The 23,387-nt window shown below is 39.3% G+C and carries 21 protein-coding genes and 1 pseudogene; 7 read left to right on the top strand and 15 right to left on the bottom strand.

Annotation, left to right across the window (positions count from 1 at the left end):
- Positions 1-61: 61 nt before the first annotated feature.
- The 3 genes and pseudogenes from ABD000_RS01025 to ABD000_RS01015 all read left to right on the top strand — a co-directional run bounded on the left by ABD000_RS01025 (position 62) and on the right by ABD000_RS01015 (position 2,256).
- Complete coding sequence (locus ABD000_RS01025; protein ID WP_343762669.1) at positions 62-826, top strand: sugar-binding protein; 765 nt, start codon at positions 62-64, stop codon at positions 824-826.
- A 69-nt stretch (positions 827-895) separates the two neighbouring features.
- Positions 896-1,929 (top strand): annotated as a pseudogene (locus tag ABD000_RS01020) (glycosyl hydrolase 53 family protein); the annotation flags it as partial.
- 3 nt (positions 1,930-1,932) lie between these two features.
- Positions 1,933-2,256 carry a T9SS type A sorting domain-containing protein gene (locus ABD000_RS01015; protein WP_425545339.1) on the top strand — a complete coding sequence of 108 codons (324 nt, stop codon included), beginning with the start codon at positions 1,933-1,935 and terminating at the stop codon, positions 2,254-2,256.
- Positions 2,257-2,265: 9 nt separating this feature from the next.
- Here the strand turns inward: ABD000_RS01015 and ABD000_RS01010 are convergent, their stop codons facing one another.
- The 7 genes from ABD000_RS01010 to ABD000_RS00980 form a co-directional block, all read right to left on the bottom strand.
- Positions 2,266-2,925 carry a DUF2461 domain-containing protein gene (locus tag ABD000_RS01010; RefSeq protein WP_343762663.1) on the bottom strand — a complete coding sequence of 220 codons (660 nt, stop codon included), beginning with the start codon at positions 2,923-2,925 and terminating at the stop codon, positions 2,266-2,268.
- A gap of 147 nt (positions 2,926-3,072) precedes the next feature.
- Positions 3,073-4,884, bottom strand: coding sequence for a hypothetical protein (locus ABD000_RS01005; RefSeq protein ID WP_343762661.1), 1,812 nt, complete (start codon positions 4,882-4,884; stop codon positions 3,073-3,075).
- Positions 4,885-5,209: 325 nt separating this feature from the next.
- Entirely contained in the window at positions 5,210-6,304 is a 1,095-nt protein-coding gene (locus ABD000_RS01000; protein ID WP_343762659.1) for a hypothetical protein, read from the bottom strand.
- A 103-nt stretch (positions 6,305-6,407) separates the two neighbouring features.
- Positions 6,408-6,746: a hypothetical protein gene (locus tag ABD000_RS00995; RefSeq protein WP_343762657.1), complete on the bottom strand. Its 339-nt coding sequence runs from the start codon at positions 6,744-6,746 to the stop codon at positions 6,408-6,410.
- An 88-nt stretch (positions 6,747-6,834) separates the two neighbouring features.
- The gene (locus ABD000_RS00990) at positions 6,835-7,404 is read right to left on the bottom strand and encodes a hypothetical protein (protein WP_343762655.1); all 570 of its coding nucleotides are present in this window, start codon (positions 7,402-7,404) and stop codon (positions 6,835-6,837) included.
- 171 nt (positions 7,405-7,575) lie between these two features.
- Positions 7,576-8,400 carry a helix-turn-helix domain-containing protein gene (locus ABD000_RS00985; protein WP_343762653.1) on the bottom strand — a complete coding sequence of 275 codons (825 nt, stop codon included), beginning with the start codon at positions 8,398-8,400 and terminating at the stop codon, positions 7,576-7,578.
- 72 nt (positions 8,401-8,472) lie between these two features.
- Positions 8,473-9,615, bottom strand: a complete 1,143-nt coding sequence (locus tag ABD000_RS00980; protein ID WP_343762651.1) for a carcinine hydrolase/isopenicillin-N N-acyltransferase family protein — start codon at positions 9,613-9,615, stop codon at positions 8,473-8,475.
- 411 nt (positions 9,616-10,026) lie between these two features.
- Here ABD000_RS00980 and ABD000_RS00975 point away from each other — a divergent pair, with 411 nt between their 5' ends.
- Positions 10,027-10,290, top strand: coding sequence for a hypothetical protein (locus tag ABD000_RS00975; RefSeq protein ID WP_343762649.1), 264 nt, complete (start codon positions 10,027-10,029; stop codon positions 10,288-10,290).
- 23 nt (positions 10,291-10,313) lie between these two features.
- On the opposite strand, the gene ABD000_RS00970 is transcribed toward ABD000_RS00975, so the two are convergent.
- The 6 genes from ABD000_RS00970 to ychF form a co-directional block, all read right to left on the bottom strand.
- The gene (locus ABD000_RS00970; protein ID WP_343762647.1) at positions 10,314-10,679 is read right to left on the bottom strand and encodes a hypothetical protein; all 366 of its coding nucleotides are present in this window, start codon (positions 10,677-10,679) and stop codon (positions 10,314-10,316) included.
- Between the two features lie 116 nt (positions 10,680-10,795).
- Entirely contained in the window at positions 10,796-11,821 is a 1,026-nt protein-coding gene (locus tag ABD000_RS00965; protein ID WP_343762644.1) for an ATP-binding protein, read from the bottom strand.
- On the bottom strand, positions 11,818-12,417 hold the full coding sequence (locus ABD000_RS00960; RefSeq protein ID WP_343762640.1) for a response regulator: 600 nt from the start codon (positions 12,415-12,417) through the stop codon (positions 11,818-11,820). Before ABD000_RS00960 ends, ABD000_RS00965 begins: the two co-directional genes overlap by 4 nt.
- Before the next feature lie 80 nt (positions 12,418-12,497).
- Positions 12,498-15,140, bottom strand: a complete 2,643-nt coding sequence (locus ABD000_RS00955) for a DNA gyrase/topoisomerase IV subunit A (protein ID WP_343762637.1) — start codon at positions 15,138-15,140, stop codon at positions 12,498-12,500.
- A gap of 359 nt (positions 15,141-15,499) precedes the next feature.
- Positions 15,500-17,350 (bottom strand): DNA topoisomerase IV subunit B, encoded by a 1,851-nt coding sequence (locus ABD000_RS00950; RefSeq protein WP_343762634.1) that lies wholly within the window; start codon positions 17,348-17,350, stop codon positions 15,500-15,502.
- Between the two features lie 621 nt (positions 17,351-17,971).
- Positions 17,972-19,066 (bottom strand): redox-regulated ATPase YchF, encoded by a 1,095-nt coding sequence (ychF, locus tag ABD000_RS00945; RefSeq protein WP_343762632.1) that lies wholly within the window; start codon positions 19,064-19,066, stop codon positions 17,972-17,974.
- 124 nt (positions 19,067-19,190) lie between these two features.
- Between ychF and ABD000_RS00940 the strand changes: the two genes are divergently transcribed.
- Together ABD000_RS00940 and ABD000_RS00935 are read left to right on the top strand one after the other, a co-directional pair.
- Entirely contained in the window at positions 19,191-19,655 is a 465-nt protein-coding gene (locus ABD000_RS00940) for an RNA methyltransferase (protein WP_343762630.1), read from the top strand.
- A gap of 116 nt (positions 19,656-19,771) precedes the next feature.
- Positions 19,772-20,266, top strand: coding sequence for a hypothetical protein (locus tag ABD000_RS00935; protein ID WP_343762628.1), 495 nt, complete (start codon positions 19,772-19,774; stop codon positions 20,264-20,266).
- 56 nt (positions 20,267-20,322) lie between these two features.
- Here the strand turns inward: ABD000_RS00935 and ABD000_RS00930 are convergent, their stop codons facing one another.
- Positions 20,323-21,822, bottom strand: coding sequence for a TPM domain-containing protein (locus ABD000_RS00930; protein ID WP_343762625.1), 1,500 nt, complete (start codon positions 21,820-21,822; stop codon positions 20,323-20,325).
- Between the two features lie 101 nt (positions 21,823-21,923).
- A complete protein-coding gene (locus ABD000_RS00925) occupies positions 21,924-22,274 on the bottom strand; it encodes a 4Fe-4S dicluster domain-containing protein (protein ID WP_343762623.1) in 351 nt (116 codons plus the stop codon).
- A gap of 64 nt (positions 22,275-22,338) precedes the next feature.
- Here ABD000_RS00925 and ABD000_RS00920 point away from each other — a divergent pair, with 64 nt between their 5' ends.
- Complete coding sequence (locus ABD000_RS00920) at positions 22,339-23,382, top strand: acyl-CoA reductase (protein WP_343762619.1); 1,044 nt, start codon at positions 22,339-22,341, stop codon at positions 23,380-23,382.
- The last annotated feature ends 5 nt before the right edge of the window (positions 23,383-23,387 follow it).

Genomic DNA, 23,387 nt, shown 5'->3' with positions numbered 1-23,387 from the left:
GATAATACAACGGCAAACATTAACACAGATGACAATGAGTTTTTAACTTCTTAATAAGCAAATGACACTATTTAAATCATTTTTTAAGTATGGACTGTTGCTGTGTTTGTCTGGTTTAATATCAGAAGCATATTATGCTCAATCTAAACCAACAAAGTCAAACCCTCACATCACAAAGGTGGTTAGAGCATCTACTGCTCCCGTAATAGATGGAGAAGCGAACGATGCAGCCTGGCAGAACGCTACAGAATATCAATTGGACCAACGCTGGCTGGGTGAGCCCTATACTCCGCAAGATTTTAAAGGCACGTTTAAACTCACCTGGACGTCCCGGGGACTGTATCTTTTAGCTACGATAACTGACGATGTACTGCTGGACACACATAAAGATCCGCTGGAATTGTACTGGGATGACGACTGCTTGGAGATTTTTGTTGATGAGGATAACAGCGGCGGTAATCATCAATACAACCATAACGCTTTTGCCTATCATATCGCGCTGGATGGGAATATTGCTGACATGGATACCGATCAACAAGCGCATTTATTTAATGACGATCTTAAAAGCGTGCGAATTACAACAGGGAATACAAGCATATGGGAAGTCTTTATTCCTTTGTTTAAAGATGATTTTGACATAACTAAAGAGAATAAGCAAACCACACTTCAAAAAGGACAATATATTGGCTTTGCATTGGCCTATTGTGATAATGATTACAGTGCAGAACGCGAAAACTTTATAGGTTCTGTTCCTGTGGAAGGCGAAGATAAAAACAGAGGCTGGATAGATGCCTCAATTTTTGGGACGTTATTACTGGTAGAATGAATGACTGTGCTGAAATATCCAACAGAGTATACAGCCTTAATCTAAGATCATAATTATATGCTCTAAACCATGAGAAAGTTGATTTTTTTGGTTGGTTTTTACGCGACAATCCTGAGCCATGGACAATGCTTCACCACCGGTGCAGATCTTTCATATGTCAATCAGATACAAGCTAATGGTGGTGAATATCGGGATGCACACGGAATTGAAATAGATCCATACACTTATTTCGCTGATCGCGGAGCGAATATGATTCGATTACGGCTCTTTCACTCTCCTGAAACCATTCTTGACAGCTGTGGTGAGCCGATTACAGCTTCTTCGCTCACTGATGTGTTAGACGCTGCTGCCCAGGTCAAAGCACTGGGAATGGCGTTGAATTTATCAATCCATTACAGTGATTACTTTGCAGATCCCGGCAAACAGCTACAACCGCAGGCCTGGAACGGATTGACTCAATCTGAAGTAATAGATGCTCTTGAAACCTATACCATAAACGTTATCAATGCCTTACATGATCAAAATACACTCCCCGATATTATAAGCGTGGGTAATGAAACTACGTTTGGATTTATTGACTCCACCACAGAGACGAATGGTTTCTCTTGGCCAGAGGATGCTGAAAAGTTCAATACTGCCTTGAACGCTATTGATGCCTTTAATACAATGCACGGAACTTCTATTAAAAAAGCACTTCATTTTACAGAATCCACTGCTCAGTTTACGGCGGAGCTTTTTTCTGATCAGGGAATTACAAACTATGATATGATTGGATTGTCGTATTACCCATTTTTTTCACCGCAGATCGACCTACAAGAGCTTGGTGTACTCATTGATGATCTTATAAATACATATGATAAAGAGGTGATGATCTTTGAAACAGGATTTGCCTGGACGACAGATTTTGATGATGATTATGGTAATTTTATTTCAGGGAATGGTGATGTACTCACCTATCCTACTTCGGCTCAAGTCAATTGGATTATTTAAATGATTTATCTCAACTTGTTTATGATCAAGGAGGTAGCGGAGTCATTTATTGGGAGCCTGCCTGGATATCCTCTGCGATGTGCGATCAATGGGGACAAGGATCATCCTATGAAAATGTGAGTTTGTTTGATTTTAACAATAGTAATCAAGCTCTGACTGCATTTGAGTTCTTCGAGTTTTGCAACAATCTTGAGGTAAATGCTTTTTCTTCGGACGAATTTGCAGTGTATCCAAATCCCAGTAAGGCAGAATGGACAATTTCAACCAGTACGGTAGCAGATCGTATCATAATTTATGATGTGAAGGGAAAACTAATTCTTTCCATTCTACCCTCTTCAACATTTGAAGCGATAGATAACCAAAATCTATCTAGGGGGCTCTACCTCGCGCGCATAACTCTGGGTATAAAGCAATATACTTTTCACTTGATTAAACAATAATCTTCGTGTCTATTCATTCATGGCTTTCGTCAAGAAATCATTGAGTGGTTTCATTTTTAGATACGCCTCTTCTACCCGATCGATAAACTGATCATCGGTAATTTCATCTTCGGTTAATTTTTTCATCACCGTAAAGTTTTTTCTTCGTAAAAGTTCGATGTGTTCGTGATCCTTAGCATAATTCTGAGGTGCAGTTTTAAGCTTTTTCTCATCGGGTGTTAATCCGCCAAAATACTCCTGAATATCTTCGGACTCAATAATCGCTTGAAGCTCCTCCCCGTTTTGATCAATGGCTTTTCTAACCTTATCTAAGGTTTCTTTTTCAGGGTTATGCATTCCGCCACCAATAAACGAACTCTGCGGTCCTACCGAAATATAGATGGCTCCCTGTTTCTTCACCGAGGTCGGTTCACACCCAAAATGATCTTTGTAGGTAGGTTTTTCGGGATGATAGAGTAAATTGTTATTGATGCGTTCGTTGGCTTCTTTGGGATCAATTTGCTCAAACTGAGGATCGTGTTGTCCCAATCGCTTTAGGATTTTCTCAATCTCAACTAACCAGCGCTCTTTAGCGGTTTCATAGCGATCTCGATGCGCATCCATCCATTCTTTGGTATTGTTGTTTTGTAAATCACGCAGAAACCTGAAGATATATTCTTTTTTTACCATTTTTGATTTTAATATACCGCTTAGGCAACTGAATTTAAAATCTGGTGAATGGTTTTAGGACGAGTTTAATAGGATGTGTTAATGGATTTGAAAATTGGATATGTACTATCTCATACGCACAGTGATGGAAAATACGTTTTGCTGTTGTTAAAAAATCACTTTTTTCGAAAGCTGTTTACCTGTAGAAGTACTTACCTGGATTATTAAAAATTGGTTTGCAGGAGTTATTCCTAGGTCAATACGTTCTTGGTTTTCAATGTGTCTGTTTAGAAGTGTTCTCCCAGTGATGTCATAAATTAATATGTCATCCACATGAGTATTATTAAAATCCACACACAATTTATCTTTTGACCTGTACACCATCCAATCATTGCTAGTTTGAACGTCCTGTACACCTAGTGGATCACATCCTGTTGTGATATCATCTGGAGTATTGCATCCGGGTAAATTACCAGAAATATTGGTATTTCCACCGCTATCGATGTGTGCACATAAATTAGACAAACTACAGAAACTTAAACTTGGATTGTCCACTAAAATGAGAAATTCTATAGAATCTGGATCAATGTTTTGCAATCCATCTAACGAGGTAAGAGCTCCACAAACATCGACTGCAAGATTCGCCATTCCTGAATTTTGTTCTGTCCCAATAGCACCTAAATTTTGTAATGCTGTGACGTCGTCTAAAGAAGGGTTTGTCGTGATGACTAAATCATTTCCTACTTGCGCTACCCCATTTAGTCCGGTCAAGTTTTCTAAGCTTGAGTTATTGAATAAAATAAGAGAATTTTCAATCAAGGCTAGATTTTGTAATCCATCTAGGCTGATCAGCTGGTTATTATCTCGAATTGAGACATCTCCACTTACTGAAGATAAATTTGACAAACCACTTAGATCGATGAGAGCATCATTATTTTCAATAATTAAATTCGTGAAGACACCCACTGGATCATTATCTATACTTTGCAAATCCCATACTCCATCAATAGTAGTTAGACTATCATTATTCTTAATTTCAAGATTACCGCCGGGTAGCACATCTATATTACTCAATCCACTTACAGAGGTAAGATTTGCATTTGTTGAAATGACTAATGAAGCAAATTCACCGTAGGTATTTATATTAATAAGTCCGTCAAGATTTTGCAAAGAAAAATTATTAAATATATTGATACTAAATATCTCTGTGATGCCTAATAAACCATCAATATTTAAGACACTCTCGTTGTTGCTAAGTTGTAAGGCTAAAAGAGCAGTTAAAGAAGATAAATCGTCTAGATGAATTAATGCGTCATTATCATCTATCGTGAGCAGAGTTAATGATTCAATATTGTCAAAACCGTTTAGAGAGATTAAATTATCATTTCGCTTAATAAGCACCCTGCCTGGTATCACGGTAAGTCCTTCAAAACCTGATAGATCTGTGAGTAGATCGTTATTTTCTATTTGAATAACCAATGGATCTGAGTCATTTAAGCTGCTGGCTTGAATAGTACTTAGGTTGGTTAGACCAGCGGTGTTTTCTAAAGCTGCGTTATTGATAATACTCAACGATCCCGGTAACTGTTCACCGGCTACCACTCTCCCGGTTAATGAAGCAAGTCCAGTCAATCCGTCTAAATTTTGCAAGGACGAATTTTGGTTAATCTGCAGATTACCTACACTTTGAATATTCTCTAGACCTGATAAATTGGTTAAATTTGGATTATTTATAATTCGCAAGGGATATTCAAGAATTTCTTCTATTTGACTTAAGGACGTAAGGTCTGTGATATCAGCACCAGCGATTAAAATCTCATTTTCAAATACATTACATGCTGCATATTGGGTAGGGAAAGCATCCACGTCAGCTTGTGAGTCTAAGACAATCAATGTTCCTACCGTAGGACATTGCGCTAACAATAAATAAGAGTTGAACGTAAGAAAAATTAAAAAGGTGATGAGCGTAGAAAATTTCATATGATATAAGTGTTGTTATCCTTTTATGACCACACATGAATAAAGTTAACATCGCTACGGAGAAAAAATTAGCTATGTTAAACTTCCACTCTTACTAATCGATTAGGACCTTATGCTTCGCTAAGCATTTTTTTTGGTCCAACGTGTAGCGTAATTTAACAGATCAAACCATCTCTCCCGCTTCTATTTTTGGGAATAGTAATACTCACTAAAATTTAGCGGAACTGCTGCGCAAAATCAGCCTTCAATAAAATTTACCGCAACAGTGCAACAACTGCGGAGCGGGTTTTAATAAAGTTGATCAATCCCCCGCTATCATATTCAATTATTTTTGGTAATATCCTATCACCTGCTCCGCCAGCGCTCTGTACTCATTTTCGTTTGATAACATAGCCATGTAGAAAAAGGCTTTGATGGATTTAATGACATCAACCTGCTTTTCGTTACCCAAAAACTCTTCTCCGCCGGGATACACCCGGGTATTCCCTTCTGTAGTAATTTCCCCGGTCGGTAATATGCGTGAGCTTTGCCATTGAGCGGCACAGCTTGCAATGTCCTGCAAACGGTTTTTTAATTCCTGGTCTTCTCCTGCGGGTATGATTGTGAAAAGCTCCAAGCCAAGTTTAATTGCCACACCATTATAGCTGGAATCCCAGCCACCGCCTTCAATAAAATAACCGCTGACTTCATCGTGTTGATCCAGTGCAGCATTAGCAAAAGTAATCCCAATTTCTTTTGCCTCCTGGTCGTTTAGGTAATTCCCCAGGCTGTAAAAAGCAATGGCATTAAACAATAAACGGTTGGGTGCCTGTGCATCTACTTCATTTAATACGCTGACCGAAGTTTTTAAGTAATTCAGCATAAGCTGAATATTGGGGTGTAATGCATTGATTTCATTTCTGATTATCAGAGTTGACTCCGCATGGCTGTACCAATCTGAATGTGATAAACTCATTAGACTTATTCCCAAACTATAGGCAAAAAATGCGGTACCACTGGCTAAATCAGCCTCACTGGGAGGTTGATCATCGTACTGTTGTAAAAGATCATTTGGTGGAACGAATTGGAAATCTCCTGCCGTACGTTGATATGAAAAGGCATACTGGAGCGTTTTGAGGTACTCCGTCAACGCTTCATTACGCCGAGTTCTAATCGCATAATCCGTCAGTCGTGTGCTATGCAACTGAAACCGAACGTGAATATATCCTGCTTTATTTCTGCCTAAGGCTCTGTGTTCATCGGGAAGTTCTACTAATGCAGTAAGTACATCCAGCGGAATATCCTGAACCAGATCATTATAGGTTGCCTGTTGATTAAGTGTAGCCGCTGTACAGGCATCAACTTCTTGCCTTGCCTGGGTTTGATCGCAAGAAGAAAATATAAAGAAGGGCAAGAATACAAACGCAAGATGTAGCTTCATACAGCCTAGATAGATACTATTTAGACCCAAGTATTGCCAAAAGGTTTAAATTTATTGAAGGCTGATAGTGCAGTAGTTTAAAAGTTAACGAAAAAAACTAGTTTTATTTGCGCCGTATCATGTATAAGTTGAACGCTTTTGTCTGGTTCATTTGTTGATACCAAAAAAGGATCGGAATAGTTGCACTTATTGTTGAAATTGCGCCATAAATTTTCCATAACATGACGGTTGCAATAATTCCTATTCCCAATCCAACAAGAAGCAATGCTTTATTTGGTTCTGCCTTCACATCATTGACATGTTTCTTTTCCATACTTCCACAGTTTTGACAATTTACATTGAACTCATCTCCTTTTTCCATTTGCAATTCTGGCCTAGTCGCGGCATTAGACTTTACTATAATGTCTTTTTTACACGATTTACAATACGTTACTAATTTCATAGTTTCAGTCGGTTTGTTTGAGGTTTCTAAAATAATTATTTAACACTATCAATAGTAGAGGTCGCTTAGTTCTTGCAAATCCAAAAAATTACCTCCATTTCTTGGGTTGAAAACTAACTCCAACAGCAAATGCGCCCACATACTGTTTTACTTTAGGTTGAAAGAAATACGCAAACCCAATATCTACATTGTGTGCTTTTCCAAGCTCTAGTCCAAATGAAAATGGAATATGATATAAAAAACCATTACCTTTTATATCATAGAATACGGTTGAAGTTTCGAACTTACCTATTGAAGTCCCAACACCTAATTCTACGTAGGGTGCTACATAAGGAATTGGAGCTCTAAGTCTAAGCTTACCTCCTGTAAGAAACGCTTTTGATTCTGCCTTTTCATCAGTGGGGTTTCCGTCAAGATCGGTTCCATCAGAATTCGTCCAAATGACACCTGCATAGGGCCTTATTTCTATCCAAGATAGAACTTTTAATACTAATTCTCCTTGCACAAATAGACCATTATCCGCTACCTCGTCTGCACTATCATAGGGAACACTTAATCCTAAACCAATACTAGCCTGTATTGATTTTTCCTTAATGAATTGAGCACTGACAATCTGCGATGTAAATCCAAAACATAGGGCTAGTAAAACTATTCTCATGGGTTATTTTAAAAAGTTGCAAGTTTAAGGAGAATATGAACAATTTAAAACATCTAGTCTCTATTTACGATTAGCTAGATCTTCGGTAATAGGATTACTGGCTTACCCGTACAACCCCGCCTAGCCAATAGGCATACACTGCAGAGCAGGAGCCTTAACTCATCATTTAAACTAAGCGTTCACCTGCTTTTTAATTACCTCAATAGCTTTAAGAATAACTGCCACACTAAATCCTTGTGCGATGATACTGGCCGGACCGGCGACAATACCCAAAAATATGGTGAGCATCATAGCGCCAATGACAATTTGTAACATACCTGTGGCTTTAGGTAAATTGCCTAATCCCATCAGCTTTAACAACGCAATACCAAAGAAGAGAGACATCATTCCCCAGCAAATCAAAAAAATGATTCCGTACGCCTCAACAGGTAAGTACTCAAAATCAAGGTCAATAAGTGCGTATATACAAACCACAGCGTTTATGGCGATAAAAAGAATAGATACATACTTTAACACGTCATTCTTAAAGAGATTCCCTAATAAAATAAAAGAACGCATAAATACCGAAAACACGAGGATGGACGCCACGCCTATGGTTATGGTGAGGGGTTTGGCGTACAGATATTCTTTATTCATAATATAATAGGTATCCTCAATGGCCTCAAAAATGAATAGGATCATACTTAGTACTCCGGCGATCCATCCTATGTGCAATTGCTTGAATAAAAAAGAGACATCTTTACCTTCATCTATGCTAAAAAGCATCGCCTCTTTCACTTTTGTTTCAAAAAGCGAAGCCTGATTCAAATCATCTAAATCTCTATCTAAAGCAGAAAGTATGGTTTTGATCGTATACATTCTTGGCATGGTTTCGCCTGCCTCAATACGCTGAATGGTGCGTACAGAAATGTTGCATTGCTCTACCAGCTCTTCTTGCGTTACTCCTTTGAGTTGTCTTAATTCTAGTATTTTTTGGCCTAATTCGGGTTGTTTCATCATTATCGTATTGATCTTGTATGAAGCGTGAGCAAGATACAAGAAGTTAAACATTTATGTTATGTCTGATTTTTAATTTGCGTTTGATTGTTTCATGGCTGTGAATGACCAAAAATGTTCTTCAAACAACGATAATTGTAGTTGCCCATCAGTATCTCGATGAAAATGAAGACGTATAGGTGCATCCAACGCTACGTAGGCTTGGTCATGATTGACCTCGCATTCAACAGACATGTCATTCTCAAAAGATAAGCGTATACCTTTTTCGGTTTCGTGAATGGTGACATTTCCTGTAGCTTCATTAAAATAGGTGCCCACCAGATCACTCTTATCTACAGCTTCCAAATTTTTCGTATCGCCTAATTGATCGTCTGGCATATAGAAATCTTCATTGATAGCCGCTAAATCCTGAAAAGAGTAGAATTTTTGACCTTTTTCGAGTAGTTTCTGTAATGACGTATGTATGGTTGCTCCCTGTGAATCTTTTGAAGAAAACCATAGTTCACCAGTGGTTAAATTCTGTATATTCGAGTACATGGTTCTGCCATTTTTTTGTTCCGTAGCTTTACACAAGGAGAGCATGGTATTCAAACCTTGATGTTCTTTCTGAACAATCGAAGTTGCCGCCTTATACCTCCAGCAATCTTGATCTGATTTTCCCGCAGCAAGGTCGAAATTGGTAGAGATTAAATACGGCTTCTGAGAAATCAGTACGCCTGACGCACTAATGATCACCATTTTTCCTGAACGATCTGTGACGTGCATTTGCGCATTGGTAAACCCATTGCTAAACCAATATTCCTCAAAAAATGCGATTACCTGATCTACGGAACGCATGGTGCTTAAAAGATGCGTGAGAATAGCTTCATCACCACCTTCAAACGATTTTTTATGAGAAAGATCAACATTCTCCACTGCCGGAATCGCATTAAAATCAAAGGTAAGACCGGCTTCATTCATTCCGCCTTGAAGCTGACTGGTCTGACCGAACATTGGAGACAAATAAGACAAGGTATAATATCCATACGCCCCATGATGGGATTTAGGATAAACATTGATAAACGTAGCCGTCGCGTACGGACCGTCTTCATTATTCGCATTCCATACGTTACCGTATTTATCGATATAGCTTACGGTGGTACAAGCTAAAGCAGAGCATACATGTAGTATACTCAATACTAAAAGAGTTAGTTTTAAAAAAAATGAAGTTTTCATAGGTTCTAGGTTTTTAAGTGAAAAGAAATTGATCGATTGTTTGATGGTACAAACCTAGGATGAAGCAGGCTCAACTCGAAATAATTTGCGGGTCATTCACCTGACATTCACCTGACAAAGCCCTGTTCACGGGACTTGAAGATATGGTGTGGTAATTTTTAAAAAAGTATAAATCTTTTGAAATGGACTTATTTATCGTTCCTTGAAGGAAGTATATAATAGAAGTTATAGCAGTATATCTCTGCGTTGTTGGCAAATTTGTGATATTAAGAGAATCCAGTACGGGTCATTTCGATCCGCCGGCTGGCGGAGAGAAATCTTACTGTCGATAGCACAGATGCTTTTAATTAAGGCTTTGCAATGTATAGCAAGATATTTCTTCTATGGCACTACTATTGTTCACTGATAGGCATGAATAAGAATACTTTTTTGTTCTTTCTGCTTTACTGCTTTGTAATTACATCGTGCGATAGCGATGATGATACATATTGCGTGCGTTGTGAATTTAACTTTATTGAAGATGAGCTGGTAAGACGCTATTGTGATAATGGCGATGGTACCGTTACGGTATTTGATCAATTCATGGGTTCAGAAGCTATAATAGATCTAAATGGGGAATCTTTTGACAGTTTTATCGAAGGAGTTGATGATGAAGGATTTCTTTGTTTTGATTGATTAATTATGCAGTAGTGGGAGAATTACTTTGAAGAATCTGGAGTTTTTACTCCAGAAAGATCCCAATATATTTCAAACTCATTCTTCTCTATCAATTCATAATCATCAAAATCTTTAAACTGCATATGTGTATCAAGCCAAAACCCATAATTATTTTTACTCGGTCCAGCAAAAATTGGGTTTCCATCTAACCCTAAAGCGATTTCTCTCCATGGTAGAAATTTTCCATCTTCTTCTTTAAATTCAATAAGCCATATCTTAACAAGATGCATCTTCGATTCATAGCCTAAATTCGCTCTTGGCACCCAAAATGAGAATAAATCTAATAAATAATCCTTCAAGCCCCTTTTTGGACAATTAGTTGCTTTAGTTGTACTTATGTATTTCATATGGTATACCACATTTATTAGAATAATCTCTATAGAGATTAGTATTATTATAGTTATAAAGCTACTACACAGCAGAAGTGTAACTAATGCATAGTGTTAAGAACTTCTTTTGACGTTTAAGATTTTGCGAATTTTAAAATGAATACATTTTCGCTAAACTCGAATCCCATTCTCTCTTCTTTTATAGGTCCAAATATTGCTTCAAAACTTCCTTCATTTATTTCAAGCATTTGATTTATTCTCCACATACCAATTCCATCTCCGTGGCGATTCATTTTTTTAGCCATTTCTCCAGAAAAACCTTCTTTTATTACATATTCCCGTTCCTCCTCTTTTACGTGAGCACTAATCATTTCAAACTTTAAATCGACGGTTTCTAAATTCTCCGAAGCTGAAATCGAGATTTTTGTTTCGGCTAGCGTATATTTCGTTGCATTTTCTATTAAGTGATATAGTGCAACTTGGACAGTTTCATAATCAAACTTGACTTGAAAATAAAATTCAGCCACATCAACGTAAATATTTCTTCTCGAGAAATCGGAAAAAAATGTATGCAAGGTATTTAAAAGTACATTTCTTAATTTGTGATTTTTCTTATCAAGTTCTATGTTATCATCTCTTTCAATTTTTCTATAAATTGAAAATTCTGATCGCATATGAGTATTGTGCTTTGCTATCCTTAAGAATGTCAATGCAGCTTTATCTAAATCCTTGGAAATCTCTTCTTTTATGAAAACTAATTGTTTACGCCAATTTTGAGCTAAAACCTCTTGCGGTACTAAATCATAAATTTCTTGAATATTATGTGCGTTTATTGATGTTAAGTTGTGTACTAAACGATTGACTTTTTTTTGCTCTTCACTTCTTATTTCACTTATTGGGATTTTTAAGTCAGGCACGGTATACGATAGAGCTTCTATTTTCTGCCGGAAAAGCTTGGTAGTTTTAGTTTTATCACAACATAAAAAACAGCTTGATTTGTTAGTTATTCTTAATCCATGACGTCTTTTATCACCATATTCAGGGCAAACATTTATTTGTCTAGCCTGAAAATCACATTTTGCAAGACATACTTTACAGTTATCTGTAAGATTATCTGCAAGAGTATTTTTTTTATGATCAATAATTTGAAAATGCTTCAATTATGGCTGTATTGCTCAATTAAACTTATAAATTCATATGGTTCGGCATTTTTTGGAAGACTCTCGTCTACTTTTCTGAGTTTTTTATTAAATCTATTACCTGTTGGTTCTGCCGAATATAATATGATTGTTTTCTGTGGGTACTTATCTTTTAATGCGGCTGCAAGTCCTAATCCTTGATCTTCAAACATATTAGTACCAACTCCATTTATATCCACAAAAATAATGGAAGCCTCAACAGCTTTATGGTCATCCAGATCTGTCAAATCTTTAATAGCTTTTGTATTGTTCCAACCAGCTTTTTTTAGGATTGAAACCATCTTAAAATCATTATGTTGATCATCAATAAACAGGATATGACAATCATTTTTCCTATTCTTCCCCTTAGATTTTTCTAATTTTTTACTTACCAAAGTGTTGGAATCAGTAAGGTTATTATTTATGGTTATGTTACTGCCAGTACGCAAAATTTCCAAATCAGAATTTTCTTTATAGGAGGAAGATTTTTTGTTATAAAAAAACGTAATAATCCATCCAAAAATCAAAACGCCTATACCACTAAATATCCATTCGTAATTATTTGTAATTATATCCATACTTATTTACGGTAATTTGAAACACACACAATTATTAATCCTTTTTTATCTATATTATTTAAACATTCATAAGTCAATTCTTAAAACAAACTCCCCTGCTCCCCGTCGCCTTTCAATTTATCATCCAGTTCTTCGGGATCGGTTTTAACGGTAGTGTCATCAATGGTGATTTCTACTTCTTCATTTACATCAATGTCGGTAGTGGGTTTTTCCTCCGGCGCTTCGTACGGGAGGGGTTCCAGTGCATTGATCTGCTTGACTTTTTCAGCGGTAAGCTGGTTTCCTAATGCAGTGATGCCTTTTATGGCAATAAAGTCTTCTACATTGACCTGATCTGGTTCTTTGGCATCTTTTCCGCGGGGTTTGGGGTAGGTCAGTTCCACCACAGGCTTCCAGTCGGTTGCCACCAGTTCTAATTGGGTTTTAGGATGGTCATTGATAAAGGACTCTTCTTTTAATTCATTTTCAATCACAAAACGTTTGACATAATAGCGCTCCTTATTGCCATCCCAATAAATGGCAGAGATCGGCTTTTTAGGAATCCATTTTTCCAATACAATCATGTCTTCATCAAAGCGTGCCGTAATTTCAGGCTTAATGGTTTTTACAATGCCTTTTTGGGTAATGATGAGTAAGCGATCTTCGCCTCTAAATTCTCCCAGCAGTTCTCCTCTACCGTCTACGTTTAGACGCTGTACAGTGTCATCAAACCAGATCTTACGGGGTTTAAGGGTAGAGACCCCTTCTTCTTTCAACTCTACTTTTTTGATGCTGTATTTGGTGACAAGATTTCCTTTTACGGCTCTGCCCTTGATCGCTAGCTCAGAAAAGTCAATGTCGAACTTTAACTTTTTTATGCTGCCCGCTTGACGCAAATACACGGTCACTACCTCTGCCTCCCCATTGGGATTCGCCGAAAAGTAATGTACGGTGGATCCTGCCGTTCCCTGGGTCATATCGTATTCGCGATCGCGGGTCATAGCCGTTACTGCAAAACGTTTCATGTAGGCATTGCCGCGTTTTCCATCGCGGTAAATCAAATTATAGATCGTACGCTTATCTTTTTTCTTAAAGACCGCTACGTGGATGATGTTCTTGCCAATAAAGGTTTTGGCATCGACTTTAGTGACCATCATCTTCCCTTCGGCTGTAAAGCAAATGATATCATCAATATCACTACAGTCGGTCACATATTCATCGCGTCGAAGTGAAGTTCCTATAAAGCCTTCGGCTCTGTTGACGTAGAGTTTAGTGTTGCGCATCACCACTTTAGTGGCTTCAATATCCTCAAACAGGCGGAGTTCTGTTTTACGCCCTTTTCCTTCGCCGTATTCCTTTTTAAGTCGTTTAAAGTAAGCAATGGCAAAATCTGTAAGATGCTCCAGGTCGTGCTTTACCTGAGCGATTTCATCTTCCAGCGCTTCAATCTTTTGCTGAGCTTTGTCTAAGTCAAACTTAGAGATGCGCTTGATGCGTATTTCGGTCAGCCGAGTAATATCCTCAACCGTAACTGCACGTTTAAGGTGTTGGATATGCGGTTTTAGGCCTTCATCAATGGCTTGAATTACACCATCCCAGGTTTCCTGCTCTTCTATATCGTGGTACACGCGTTCTTCAATAAAGATGCGTTCTAACGAAGCAAAGTGCCACTGCTCTTGGAGTTCATTAAGCTTTATCTCAAGCTCTGCTTTAAGTAGCTCTACCGTGTGATCTGTGCTCTGCTTAAGCATTTCACTCACCCCAATAAATATAGGTTTGTTGTCTTCAATGATACACGCAAGCGGAGAAATAGACATTTCGCAATTGGTAAAGGCATACAATGCATCAATGGTTTTATCTGGTGAGACTCCGCCGGGCAAATGAATTAAGATCTCTACCTCTGCCGCCGTATTGTCTTCGATCTTTTTGATCTTGATCTTGCCTTTATCGTTCGCCTTTAAGATGGATTCGATTAAAGAAGAAGTGGTTGTTCCAAACGGAATCTCTGTAATGACCAGAGAATTTTTGTCTTTTTGGGCAATTTTAGCGCGTACCCGTACTTTTCCGCCCCGCAGGCCATCATTGTAGTTGCTCATGTCTGCAATACCTGCCGTGGGGAAATCTGGTACAATAGAAAAGCGCTTGCCTTGCAAATGCTTCACCGAAGCATCAATAAGCTCAATAAAGTTATGCGGCAGAATTTTGGTGCTAAGCCCAACTGCAATCCCTTCTGCTCCCTGCGCGAGTAGCATGGGAAATTTAACCGGTAGGTTTACAGGTTCTTTTCGCCGGCCATCGTAGGATGCCTGCCATTCCGTTACCTTAGGACTATAGACTACGTCCAGCGCAAATTTTGAGAGTCGGGCTTCAATATACCGCGAAGCAGCCGCGCGATCCCCGGTAAGGATGTTTCCCCAGTTTCCCTGCATATCAATCAGCAGATCTTTTTGACCAATTTGCACCATAGCATCGGCAATACTGGCATCCCCATGCGGATGGTATTGCATGGTGTGACCCACGATGTTTGCAACTTTGTTGTAGCGGCCATCATCCAGTTCCCGCATCGAATGCAGGATACGGCGCTGTACCGGCTTAAAGCCATCTTCAATGGCAGGTACGGCACGTTCAAGAATCACGTACGAAGCGTAGTCTAAAAACCAGTCCTTGTACATTCCGGTTACTTTGGTAATGACTTCCTGGGTATTTTCTTCTGCTATAAAATCGTCGTTTTGGTCGTTATTCATGGTTTATTTCAACTTCTGACATCTAATTTGTAATTATTCATTTTTTCCATTGATGAAAAAACGAATCAAAAAAATCTAGGCTTACGAAAGCATCTCTGAATTTATCATTCTATTCCTAAATTTTATGAACTCGTCCGATTTTCAATCGGACTCAAACAGCACAAAATTTTACGAAATATTCATTTCAAATTCTACGACATACTTTCGTAGGCCGTTTTCCAAATCTTCAAAATTTGTAATAGTAGTTAATGCAATTTCTTCTATTTCTATTCTAGATTCCTGCCTCCGCAGGAATGACAATGCGTTTTATTATACCAAGTAGTAATACTCCCTTCCTTTGGGAGGATTGGGGTGGGAAATTACTCCTCAATCAAATCCAGCTCCACCTTTAGATTTTCAATGATAAAACCTTGACGCTGGGGAGTATTTTTACCCATGTAAAAGGTTAATAATTCTTCAATGCTCATTTCTTTATCCAGCATCACCGGGTCTAACCGAATATCCTCCCCGATAAAATACTTAAACTCATCTGGCGAGATTTCACCCAGTCCCTTAAAGCGGGTGATCTCTGGCTTACCGGTAAGTTTTTCGATGGCTTCACGTTTTTCAGTTTCAGAGTAGCAGTAAAAAGTCTCTTTCTTATTTCGCACTCTAAACAAGGGCGTTTGCAGGATATACAAGTGTCCTTCTTTAATTAACTCCGGAAAAAACTGAAGAAAAAACGTGATTAGCAGTAATCTAATGTGCATTCCGTCTACATCAGCATCCGTAGCAATCACAATATTGTTGTACCGAAGATCATCCATGTCATCTTCAATATTCAGCGCTGCCTGAAGCAGGTTAAACTCCTCATTTTCATATACAATCTTCTTGGACATCCCAAAGCTGTTCAAGGGCTTTCCGCGAAGCGAAAATACCGCCTGTGTATTGACATCACGGCTTTTTGTAATGGAACCACTTGCCGAATCTCCCTCTGTGATGAACAGTGTGCTCTCCAGACAACGATCGTTTTTACTATCGGTCAAGTGAATACGGCAGTCCCTGAGCTTTTTGTTGTGCAGGCTTGCCTTTTTGGCGCGATCACGGGCAAGTTTTCTAATGCCGCTGAGTTCCTTGCGCTCTTTTTCGGCTTGCATGATTTTTTTCTGAATCTTTTCGGCGACATCAGGATGCTTATGCAAGAAGTTATCCAGGTTAGTTTTGACAAAGTCATTGATGTAGGTACGCACCGTGGGAAGGTCTCCGCCCATATCGGTAGATCCCAATTTAGTCTTGGTCTGACTTTCAAAAACAGGTTCAATCACCTTAATGCTTATTGCAGAAACGACTGATTTACGTACATCGCTGGCATCGTAGTTCTTCCCAAAATACTCCCGAATCGTTTTTACCAAAGCTTCTCTAAAGGCCGCCTGATGTGTACCTCCCTGGGTGGTGTGCTGCCCATTAACAAAGGAGTGGTACTCTTCAGAATATTGGGTTTTACTGTGGGTCAATGCGACTTCAATATCATCGCCCTTTAAATGAATGATCGGATAAAGCCGATCATCTTCGTTGATATTTTCTGCCAATAAATCTTTCAACCCATTTTCAGAATAGAACTTTTCCCCATTAAATAAAATCGTCAATCCCGGATTGAGATAGACGTAGTTTTTTAGGAGTTTTTCAATGTATTCATTGCGGTACTTAAAGTTTTTAAAGATGGCCTCATCAGGAATAAAGGTGACCTTAGTTCCTTTTCGTCGGCTGGTTTCGCTCAGTTCTTCTTTGTTGGTGAGTTCCCCTTGAGAGAATTCTGCTGCTACTGATTGTCCGTCGCGGGTGGACTCTACCCTAAAATAATCTGAAAGTGCATTTACCGCCTTAGTCCCGACACCGTTAAGCCCGACAGATTTTTTAAATGCCCGGCTGTCGTATTTACCCCCGGTATTCATTTTGGAGACTACATCCACCACTTTTCCCAGCGGAATCCCACGCCCGTAATCACGCACAATGACTTTTGTTCCTTGTACAGAGACTTCTATGGTTTTACCGGCGCCCATGACGTACTCGTCAATAGAGTTGTCCAGCACTTCTTTTAGCAGAATGTAAATGCCGTCATCACCGCTGGATCCATCGCCTAATTTCCCAATATACATCCCAGGTCGCATGCGGATGTGTTCTTTCCAGTCCAGCGAACGTATATTATCTTCGGTATAAGCAGTAGTTGACATAAAATTTGAGGATATGGGCTAATATAAAAGGATGTATAAGATAAAGAAACCCGGTAGACAGAAAGTAATTAACAAAAGGATGTTGATTTCCCCACTGTCTGTTGTCCCTGTGTCGGTAAACCGACATCGCCCCCAAAGGGAAGGGTGAAGTTGAAGTTGAACTCGAACTCGAACTTGAACTTGAAGATGAAGTTAAAGTGCTCCTTCGCTAAGGCTGCGGAGTATGAATATGAAAAACCCTCGCCCCTAACCCTCTCCCGCTGAGAGGTGAAAATCTCAAACCTTCTCAGAATAGCCTCTCTCCCTTGACCGCGTGCCGCCTTAGCTTCTCGGCCTTCGTAGCTGTGTTACTATGGCGAAGGAGGCTAGCGGTGGCGCAGGGAGAGACGGGAGAGTGGGTATTTTTAAATATGAAGTTGAACTCGAACTCGAACTCGAAACTTAAAATGAAGACGAAGATGAAGATTTTTCTACCCCCCTTTGAAAGGATAATACAATATCCACTAAATTAATACATAAAATATAAGAGCTAATGGCTAAGAGCTAAATGCTCACCACTCAAAAACTCACAGATTCACGACAGGCAGATTCCTTCTTCGCCGACTGGCAGATCGAAATTCACTACACGTTGAACAAGAAATGCATTACATCCCCATCCTTCACCACATAATTTTTTCCTTCTACGCGTAGTTTACCGGCTTCGCGTACTTTTGCTTCACTACCGTACGATACAAAATCTTCAAAGGCGATGACTTCTGCTCTAATAAATCCTTTTTCAAAATCAGTGTGAATGACTCCGGCAGCTTGCGGCGCGGTGTCACCAATATCAATGGTCCAGGCACGGACTTCCTTTTTTCCCGCAGTGAAATAGGTTTGTTGGTTGAGCAGATTATACGCCGCACGGATCAGCTTAGCTGATCCGGGTTCCTCAAGACCTATGTCTTGAAGGAACAGCTGCCGCTCCTCATAATCGTCTAATTCGTTGATATCAGCTTCGGTGCCTACCGCGAGCACTAAAACTTCAGCTTTTTCGTCCTTGACCAATTCGCGGACTTTTTCCACATAGGTGTTTCCGGTGGTTGCGGCTCCTTCGTCAACGTTACATACATACATCACGGGCTTATCGGTGATCAATTGAAATTGATTGATAAAATCTTCGCGATCTTCATCGCTAAAGTCCAGTGTACGCACATTTTTACCCGCTTCTAACGCCGTTTTAATTTTAGTGAGCAGATCAACCTCTTTTTGAGCTTCTTTATTGCCGGTACGTGCAGCACGGTTGACTTTCTCCATACGCTTTTCAACCGTTTCAAGATCCTTAAGCTGAAGTTCCATATCAATAGTTTCCTTATCTCGTATAGGATCAATACTTCCATCTACGTGCACGATATTATCGTTATCAAAACAGCGGAGTACATGTAAAATTGCATCAGTTTCACGAATATTGCTTAAGAATTGGTTTCCCAATCCTTCGCCTTTACTGGCTCCTTTTACAAGGCCGGCGATATCTACAATCTCTACTGTTGCAGGGATCACTTTTTCAGGATCTACTAATTCTTCCAGCTTTGAGAGTCGGTGATCGGGTACATTGACCACTCCAATATTTGGTTCAATGGTACAAAACGGAAAGTTTGCACTTTGGGCTTTGGCATTAGACAGGCAGTTAAATAGCGTTGATTTTCCTACGTTGGGTAATCCTACAATTCCGGCTTTCATGAGTGATCGATTTTCAGCGGGCAAAGATACTATTTTCTGCGTGGCATTGTCCTGAAAATTGTGATGAAAATATGATGAACTAAATTTCTTTTCGTATTCAAAAAGTTTGTCTCAATTTTGTGTCATGAAGATTGATACCCTGGAACAAGGCTTTTTTGGCATCGGCATTCAAAACGGAAAAACACCCGAAAATCTCGGTGTACTGTGGCGCTCTGCCCAAAACATGGGAGCCAGCTTTATCTTCACCATTGGTAATCGATACGCCAAACAAGCCAGTGACACACATAAAGCTGTTGGTGCCATGCCCTACTTTCATTACGATAACTTCGAGGATTTCTACGCACATTTGCCAAAAGGTGCGCTCCTTATTGGTGTGGAGCTTACCGATAAAGCCCAACCCTTGGAAAGCTTTCAACATCCACGCAGGTGTGTCTATTTATTAGGTGCCGAAGATCACGGACTCACCAAAGAAGCGATTGAGAAATCTCACCGGCTGGTGAAATTCAATTCTACTTTATCCTTAAATGTTTCGGTTGCCGGAAGCATCGTGATGTACGATCGCGGATTAAAAGGAACCGTGATTTTATAGGTGTTTACGTATCCATTTGTGTTAATAAAAAATCGAATACTGATAATTTTATTGTTTTTATAACAACATGATTGCCTAATACGTTTTACTCTTGTACCATCTAAATATTTTAACACATGAAAAAAACAATGATCACAGCACTTTTTGTACTCGGTGCTATAGGAATAACTTCTGCGCAAGAAATTTCGAAAAATGCCATCGGACTCCGTTTAGGTGATAGTGACGGTTTTGGAACAGAACTATCCTATCAACGTGGCATAGGCGATAACAATCGTCTTGAATTTGGTTTAGGGTGGCGTAGTAATAATAACTTTGATGCTTATCGCATCGTAGGCTTATACCAGTGGGTATTTAATCTGGACAAAGGATTTAACTGGTATGTAGGTGCTGGTGGCGGATTTGGACAAGTAGACTTTGACGACGATTTTGATTTCCCGGGTCGTGACGATGACAGCGATACCTTTGCGTTTGTTGCCGGAGATATTGGACTGGAATACAACTTTGATTTTCCACTTCTGCTCTCACTAGATTTTAGACCAGAGCTGGGTTTTAATGATTACAATGATGATTTAGATCTGGATATCGCGCTGGGTATTCGATACCAGTTTTAACTATAACCTACTGGAAACAAAAAAAAAAGCTGTTGAAATTTCAACAGCTTTTTCTTTTACCAACTAACTCCGGCTCCACCCCCACCAGAGCTACCTCCTCCAAAACTGGAAGAACTGCTTGAGGATGATGAAAAAGAGCTTCTGCTGCCAGAAGAAGATGAGCTTGATTTCACTTTTTGAGGTATCGTAAAGCGTTTCTTATCAGCAAAGTGACAGTTTTTACATTGATAGTGATCAAAGCCATAACCCGATCTATGATAGGTGGCCGTACGAACAACGACAGACTTTTTTCTGCCGTAGGTTTTGTATCCGCAAGAGGTACACTTACTGTATTTTCGGCTGTTGCTTCCGTCATATTTTAAGATCAATACATCACTCTCGTCATCTGTTATCCATACATCATAAAGTATAGATTTAATCTTTTCTTCAACGATTTCAGCTTGATCCAAAAACTTATTTTCTGACCACTGATTTAAAATTCTCATCTTTTGTCCGTTTTTTCTGCTGAATCGTGGGGCGTAGCGATAGCGTTTCAATCTATCCTTAACCAAACGATTAAAGAATATAAACGGTAGAGGGAAAAGAATGATGAAACCCAAAAACTTTAATCCATCCAATCGTTTGTACTTGTCATAAAAGTCATCTTTTGACCGCTCTATATCATACGAAATGGCATAATACACTCCTGCAATCACAAGACTAAGAATCCCATAAATCCACAAAAAATAATACCAAAATCCGTGAGAATGCTCCGTTTGACCTTGTTGGTCTATACCAATAGAATAAATTTCTTCTATAGCCTGTGGATCGGTAAGATAGGTTTCTATCAGATTAACTGACGCAATCAAACCTTCTCCATAATCGCTTCTTTTAAAATTTGGAACGATAGCATTTGACCCTATATTAAAACAGACTAAATCGGTTAAAATAGGTTCCAACCCATACCCTACTTCAAACTCTGTTCTGCGTTGATCCATTACGGTAAGGATCAATAATCCATTATCTGTATCAGCTTGGCCGATTCCCCACTTTTCAAAAAGTTTAACTGCGAAATTTTTAGGAACCTCTTTCCCTATACTTGGTAACACAACAACCGCTATTTGTGCCGAAGTCTTTTGCTCAACAGAATATACCAATTGATTCAATCGATTTACTTCGTCTGCTTGAATATATCCGGCGGGATCACTCACATATCCATTAGCTCCATTTTTCTTAGGATTAGGCACCGTCGCTACGGTATATTTTTTTACGTTTTGATCGTATGTTGGCGTAACAAACGTTTGAGCCTTTGAGCTACTATTTGCTCTCCCTATAGTATCTGCAGCTGTGAGAATTCCATGATTAAAAGGATAAATGCGCAACGCTGAATCTGAAAGCGAAGAATCGGCTAATACAGTTTTTAAAGAATCCAATTGACGATTTCGTTCTTCTGAACTATAATCCTGCGCGGCTGTAGATTCCACGACTGGTATTATCTCAAGACTATCTTGTGCACGACTTGTATATATGGATAAGGTTAGGAGAAGAAGTACATCTATTCTAAGGGTAGCGCGCATGTTTAGTTTATTTGGCGTGCAAAATAGACAAGTTATCAAAGAACCGAAAATAAAAAAACAGTCCCTAAAGACTGTTTGTATAGATCATTTGTTGTGCACTTCTAGTCCTGATGCATAAACGCCTGCTTAGCCAGTAACTCTTCTTCGGTCTCCACAATATCTTCATCGGGAACACAGCAATCTACCGGGCAAACGGCGGCACATTGAGGTTCTTCGTGAAAGCCTTTACACTCAGTACACTTATCTGGTGCGATGTAGTAATACTCATCGCTTATAGGTTCTTGTGTTTCTTCAGCATCTACTTCTTTTCCGCTAGGTAAAACAACTTTACCGCTCAAGTCTGTACCATCTGCATAGCGCCAATCATCTGCACCCTCATAAATGGCCGTGTTAGGACATTCTGGTTCGCATGCGCCGCAGTTAATACATTCATCAGTGATTATAATTGCCATAGCTGTTTCTTTTTTACCTTTGTGACGCAAAAATAAGCCCCGGCTACTTCATATCCAATATTTCATGACGTTACAACAAAGAATTAACGCTTTTGCCCATGTAGGTGATGTGTTTCGTGCTATCGTTCAACAAAAAGAACATCCTGCAAAAGAGGTACTTTTAGCGCAAATAGATCGTGCTACTGCAGCAAATGCCTGGTTTACAAAAGAGAATATCTATTTTTGCTTAGAACAATGGAGTCAGGCACTTACCGCGGATAACTTAACGCAATGGGTAAAGTCGTATTCCTTAAACAATGATTCGCCTCAAAAGGTAGGAATCATCATGGCGGGAAACATTCCGCTAGTGGGTTTTCATGATCTGTTGGCCGTAGTCCTTTCCGGCAATATCGCTCTTGCAAAATTATCCAGCAATGATCAGCGGCTTATCCCTGCTGTGCGTGAAATTTTGATTGGTTTTGATCCCGCTTCCGCGGAAGCGATCCAGATCGTACAACATAAACTTACCGACTTTGATGCAGTCATCGCGACCGGAAGCAACAACACCGCACGCTATTTTGAATACTATTTTAAGGATAAACCCAGCATCATTCGTAAAAACCGAAACGCTGTTGCCGTGCTCACAGGAGAAGAAACAAACGCCGACTTAAAAGCGCTGGGCGAAGATATTTTTAGATACTACGGGCTGGGATGTAGAAATGTCTCTAAAGTCTACGTGCCAACCGGCTATAATTTTAACTCCCTTTTTGAATCCCTCTACGAGTGGAATTCCATCATCAACCATCATAAATACGCAAACAATTACGATTATAACAAAGCGGTGTATCTCATGAGTCAGGCAAAACTACTGGATAATAACTTCTTCTTAATCAAGCAGGATACGGCGCTCTCCTCACCCATTGGTGTATTGTTTTATGAAGAATATGGAGACTTGAATGACGTAAATGAGATTATCACTGCACGACAAGAAGAAATACAATGCGTAGTGAGTAAAGCAGAACTACCCAATGCACTCGCATTTGGAGAAGCCCAGCAGCCTAGGCTTTGGGATTATGCGGACGGTGTAGATACGCTTGCATTTTTATCAACACTGCCCGTGAATAATTAATGATT

The organism is Gangjinia marincola, assembly GCF_039523415.1.
GTDB classification, from domain to species: Bacteria; Bacteroidota; Bacteroidia; order Flavobacteriales; family Flavobacteriaceae; genus Gangjinia; species Gangjinia marincola.
The sequence above is the reverse complement of the archived record's forward strand: the minus strand, read 5'-3'. Positions and strand labels throughout refer to the sequence as shown.

Bases quoted from the DNA above. Each gene is read 5' to 3' on its own strand.
- ABD000_RS01025 (WP_343762669.1), top strand. From the start codon at position 62: ATGACACTATTTAAATCATTTTTTAAGTATGGACTGTTGCTGTGTTTG.
- ABD000_RS01010 (WP_343762663.1), bottom strand. From the start codon at position 2,925: ATGGTAAAAAAAGAATATATCTTCAGGTTTCTGCGTGATTTACAAAAC.
- ABD000_RS01005 (WP_343762661.1), bottom strand. From the start codon at position 4,884: ATGAAATTTTCTACGCTCATCACCTTTTTAATTTTTCTTACGTTCAAC.
- ABD000_RS01000 (WP_343762659.1), bottom strand. From the start codon at position 6,304: ATGAAGCTACATCTTGCGTTTGTATTCTTGCCCTTCTTTATATTTTCT.
- ABD000_RS00995 (WP_343762657.1), bottom strand. From the start codon at position 6,746: ATGAAATTAGTAACGTATTGTAAATCGTGTAAAAAAGACATTATAGTA.
- ABD000_RS00990 (WP_343762655.1), bottom strand. From the start codon at position 7,404: ATGAGAATAGTTTTACTAGCCCTATGTTTTGGATTTACATCGCAGATT.
- ABD000_RS00985 (WP_343762653.1), bottom strand. From the start codon at position 8,400: ATGAAACAACCCGAATTAGGCCAAAAAATACTAGAATTAAGACAACTC.
- ABD000_RS00980 (WP_343762651.1), bottom strand. From the start codon at position 9,615: ATGAAAACTTCATTTTTTTTAAAACTAACTCTTTTAGTATTGAGTATA.
- ABD000_RS00975 (WP_343762649.1), top strand. From the start codon at position 10,027: ATGAATAAGAATACTTTTTTGTTCTTTCTGCTTTACTGCTTTGTAATT.
- ABD000_RS00970 (WP_343762647.1), bottom strand. From the start codon at position 10,679: ATGAAATACATAAGTACAACTAAAGCAACTAATTGTCCAAAAAGGGGC.
- ABD000_RS00960 (WP_343762640.1), bottom strand. From the start codon at position 12,417: ATGGATATAATTACAAATAATTACGAATGGATATTTAGTGGTATAGGC.
- ABD000_RS00955 (WP_343762637.1), bottom strand. From the start codon at position 15,140: ATGAATAACGACCAAAACGACGATTTTATAGCAGAAGAAAATACCCAG.
- ABD000_RS00950 (WP_343762634.1), bottom strand. From the start codon at position 17,350: ATGTCAACTACTGCTTATACCGAAGATAATATACGTTCGCTGGACTGG.
- ychF (WP_343762632.1), bottom strand. From the start codon at position 19,066: ATGAAAGCCGGAATTGTAGGATTACCCAACGTAGGAAAATCAACGCTA.
- ABD000_RS00940 (WP_343762630.1), top strand. From the start codon at position 19,191: ATGAAGATTGATACCCTGGAACAAGGCTTTTTTGGCATCGGCATTCAA.
- ABD000_RS00935 (WP_343762628.1), top strand. From the start codon at position 19,772: ATGAAAAAAACAATGATCACAGCACTTTTTGTACTCGGTGCTATAGGA.
- ABD000_RS00930 (WP_343762625.1), bottom strand. From the start codon at position 21,822: ATGCGCGCTACCCTTAGAATAGATGTACTTCTTCTCCTAACCTTATCC.
- ABD000_RS00925 (WP_343762623.1), bottom strand. From the start codon at position 22,274: ATGGCAATTATAATCACTGATGAATGTATTAACTGCGGCGCATGCGAA.
- ABD000_RS00920 (WP_343762619.1), top strand. From the start codon at position 22,339: ATGACGTTACAACAAAGAATTAACGCTTTTGCCCATGTAGGTGATGTG.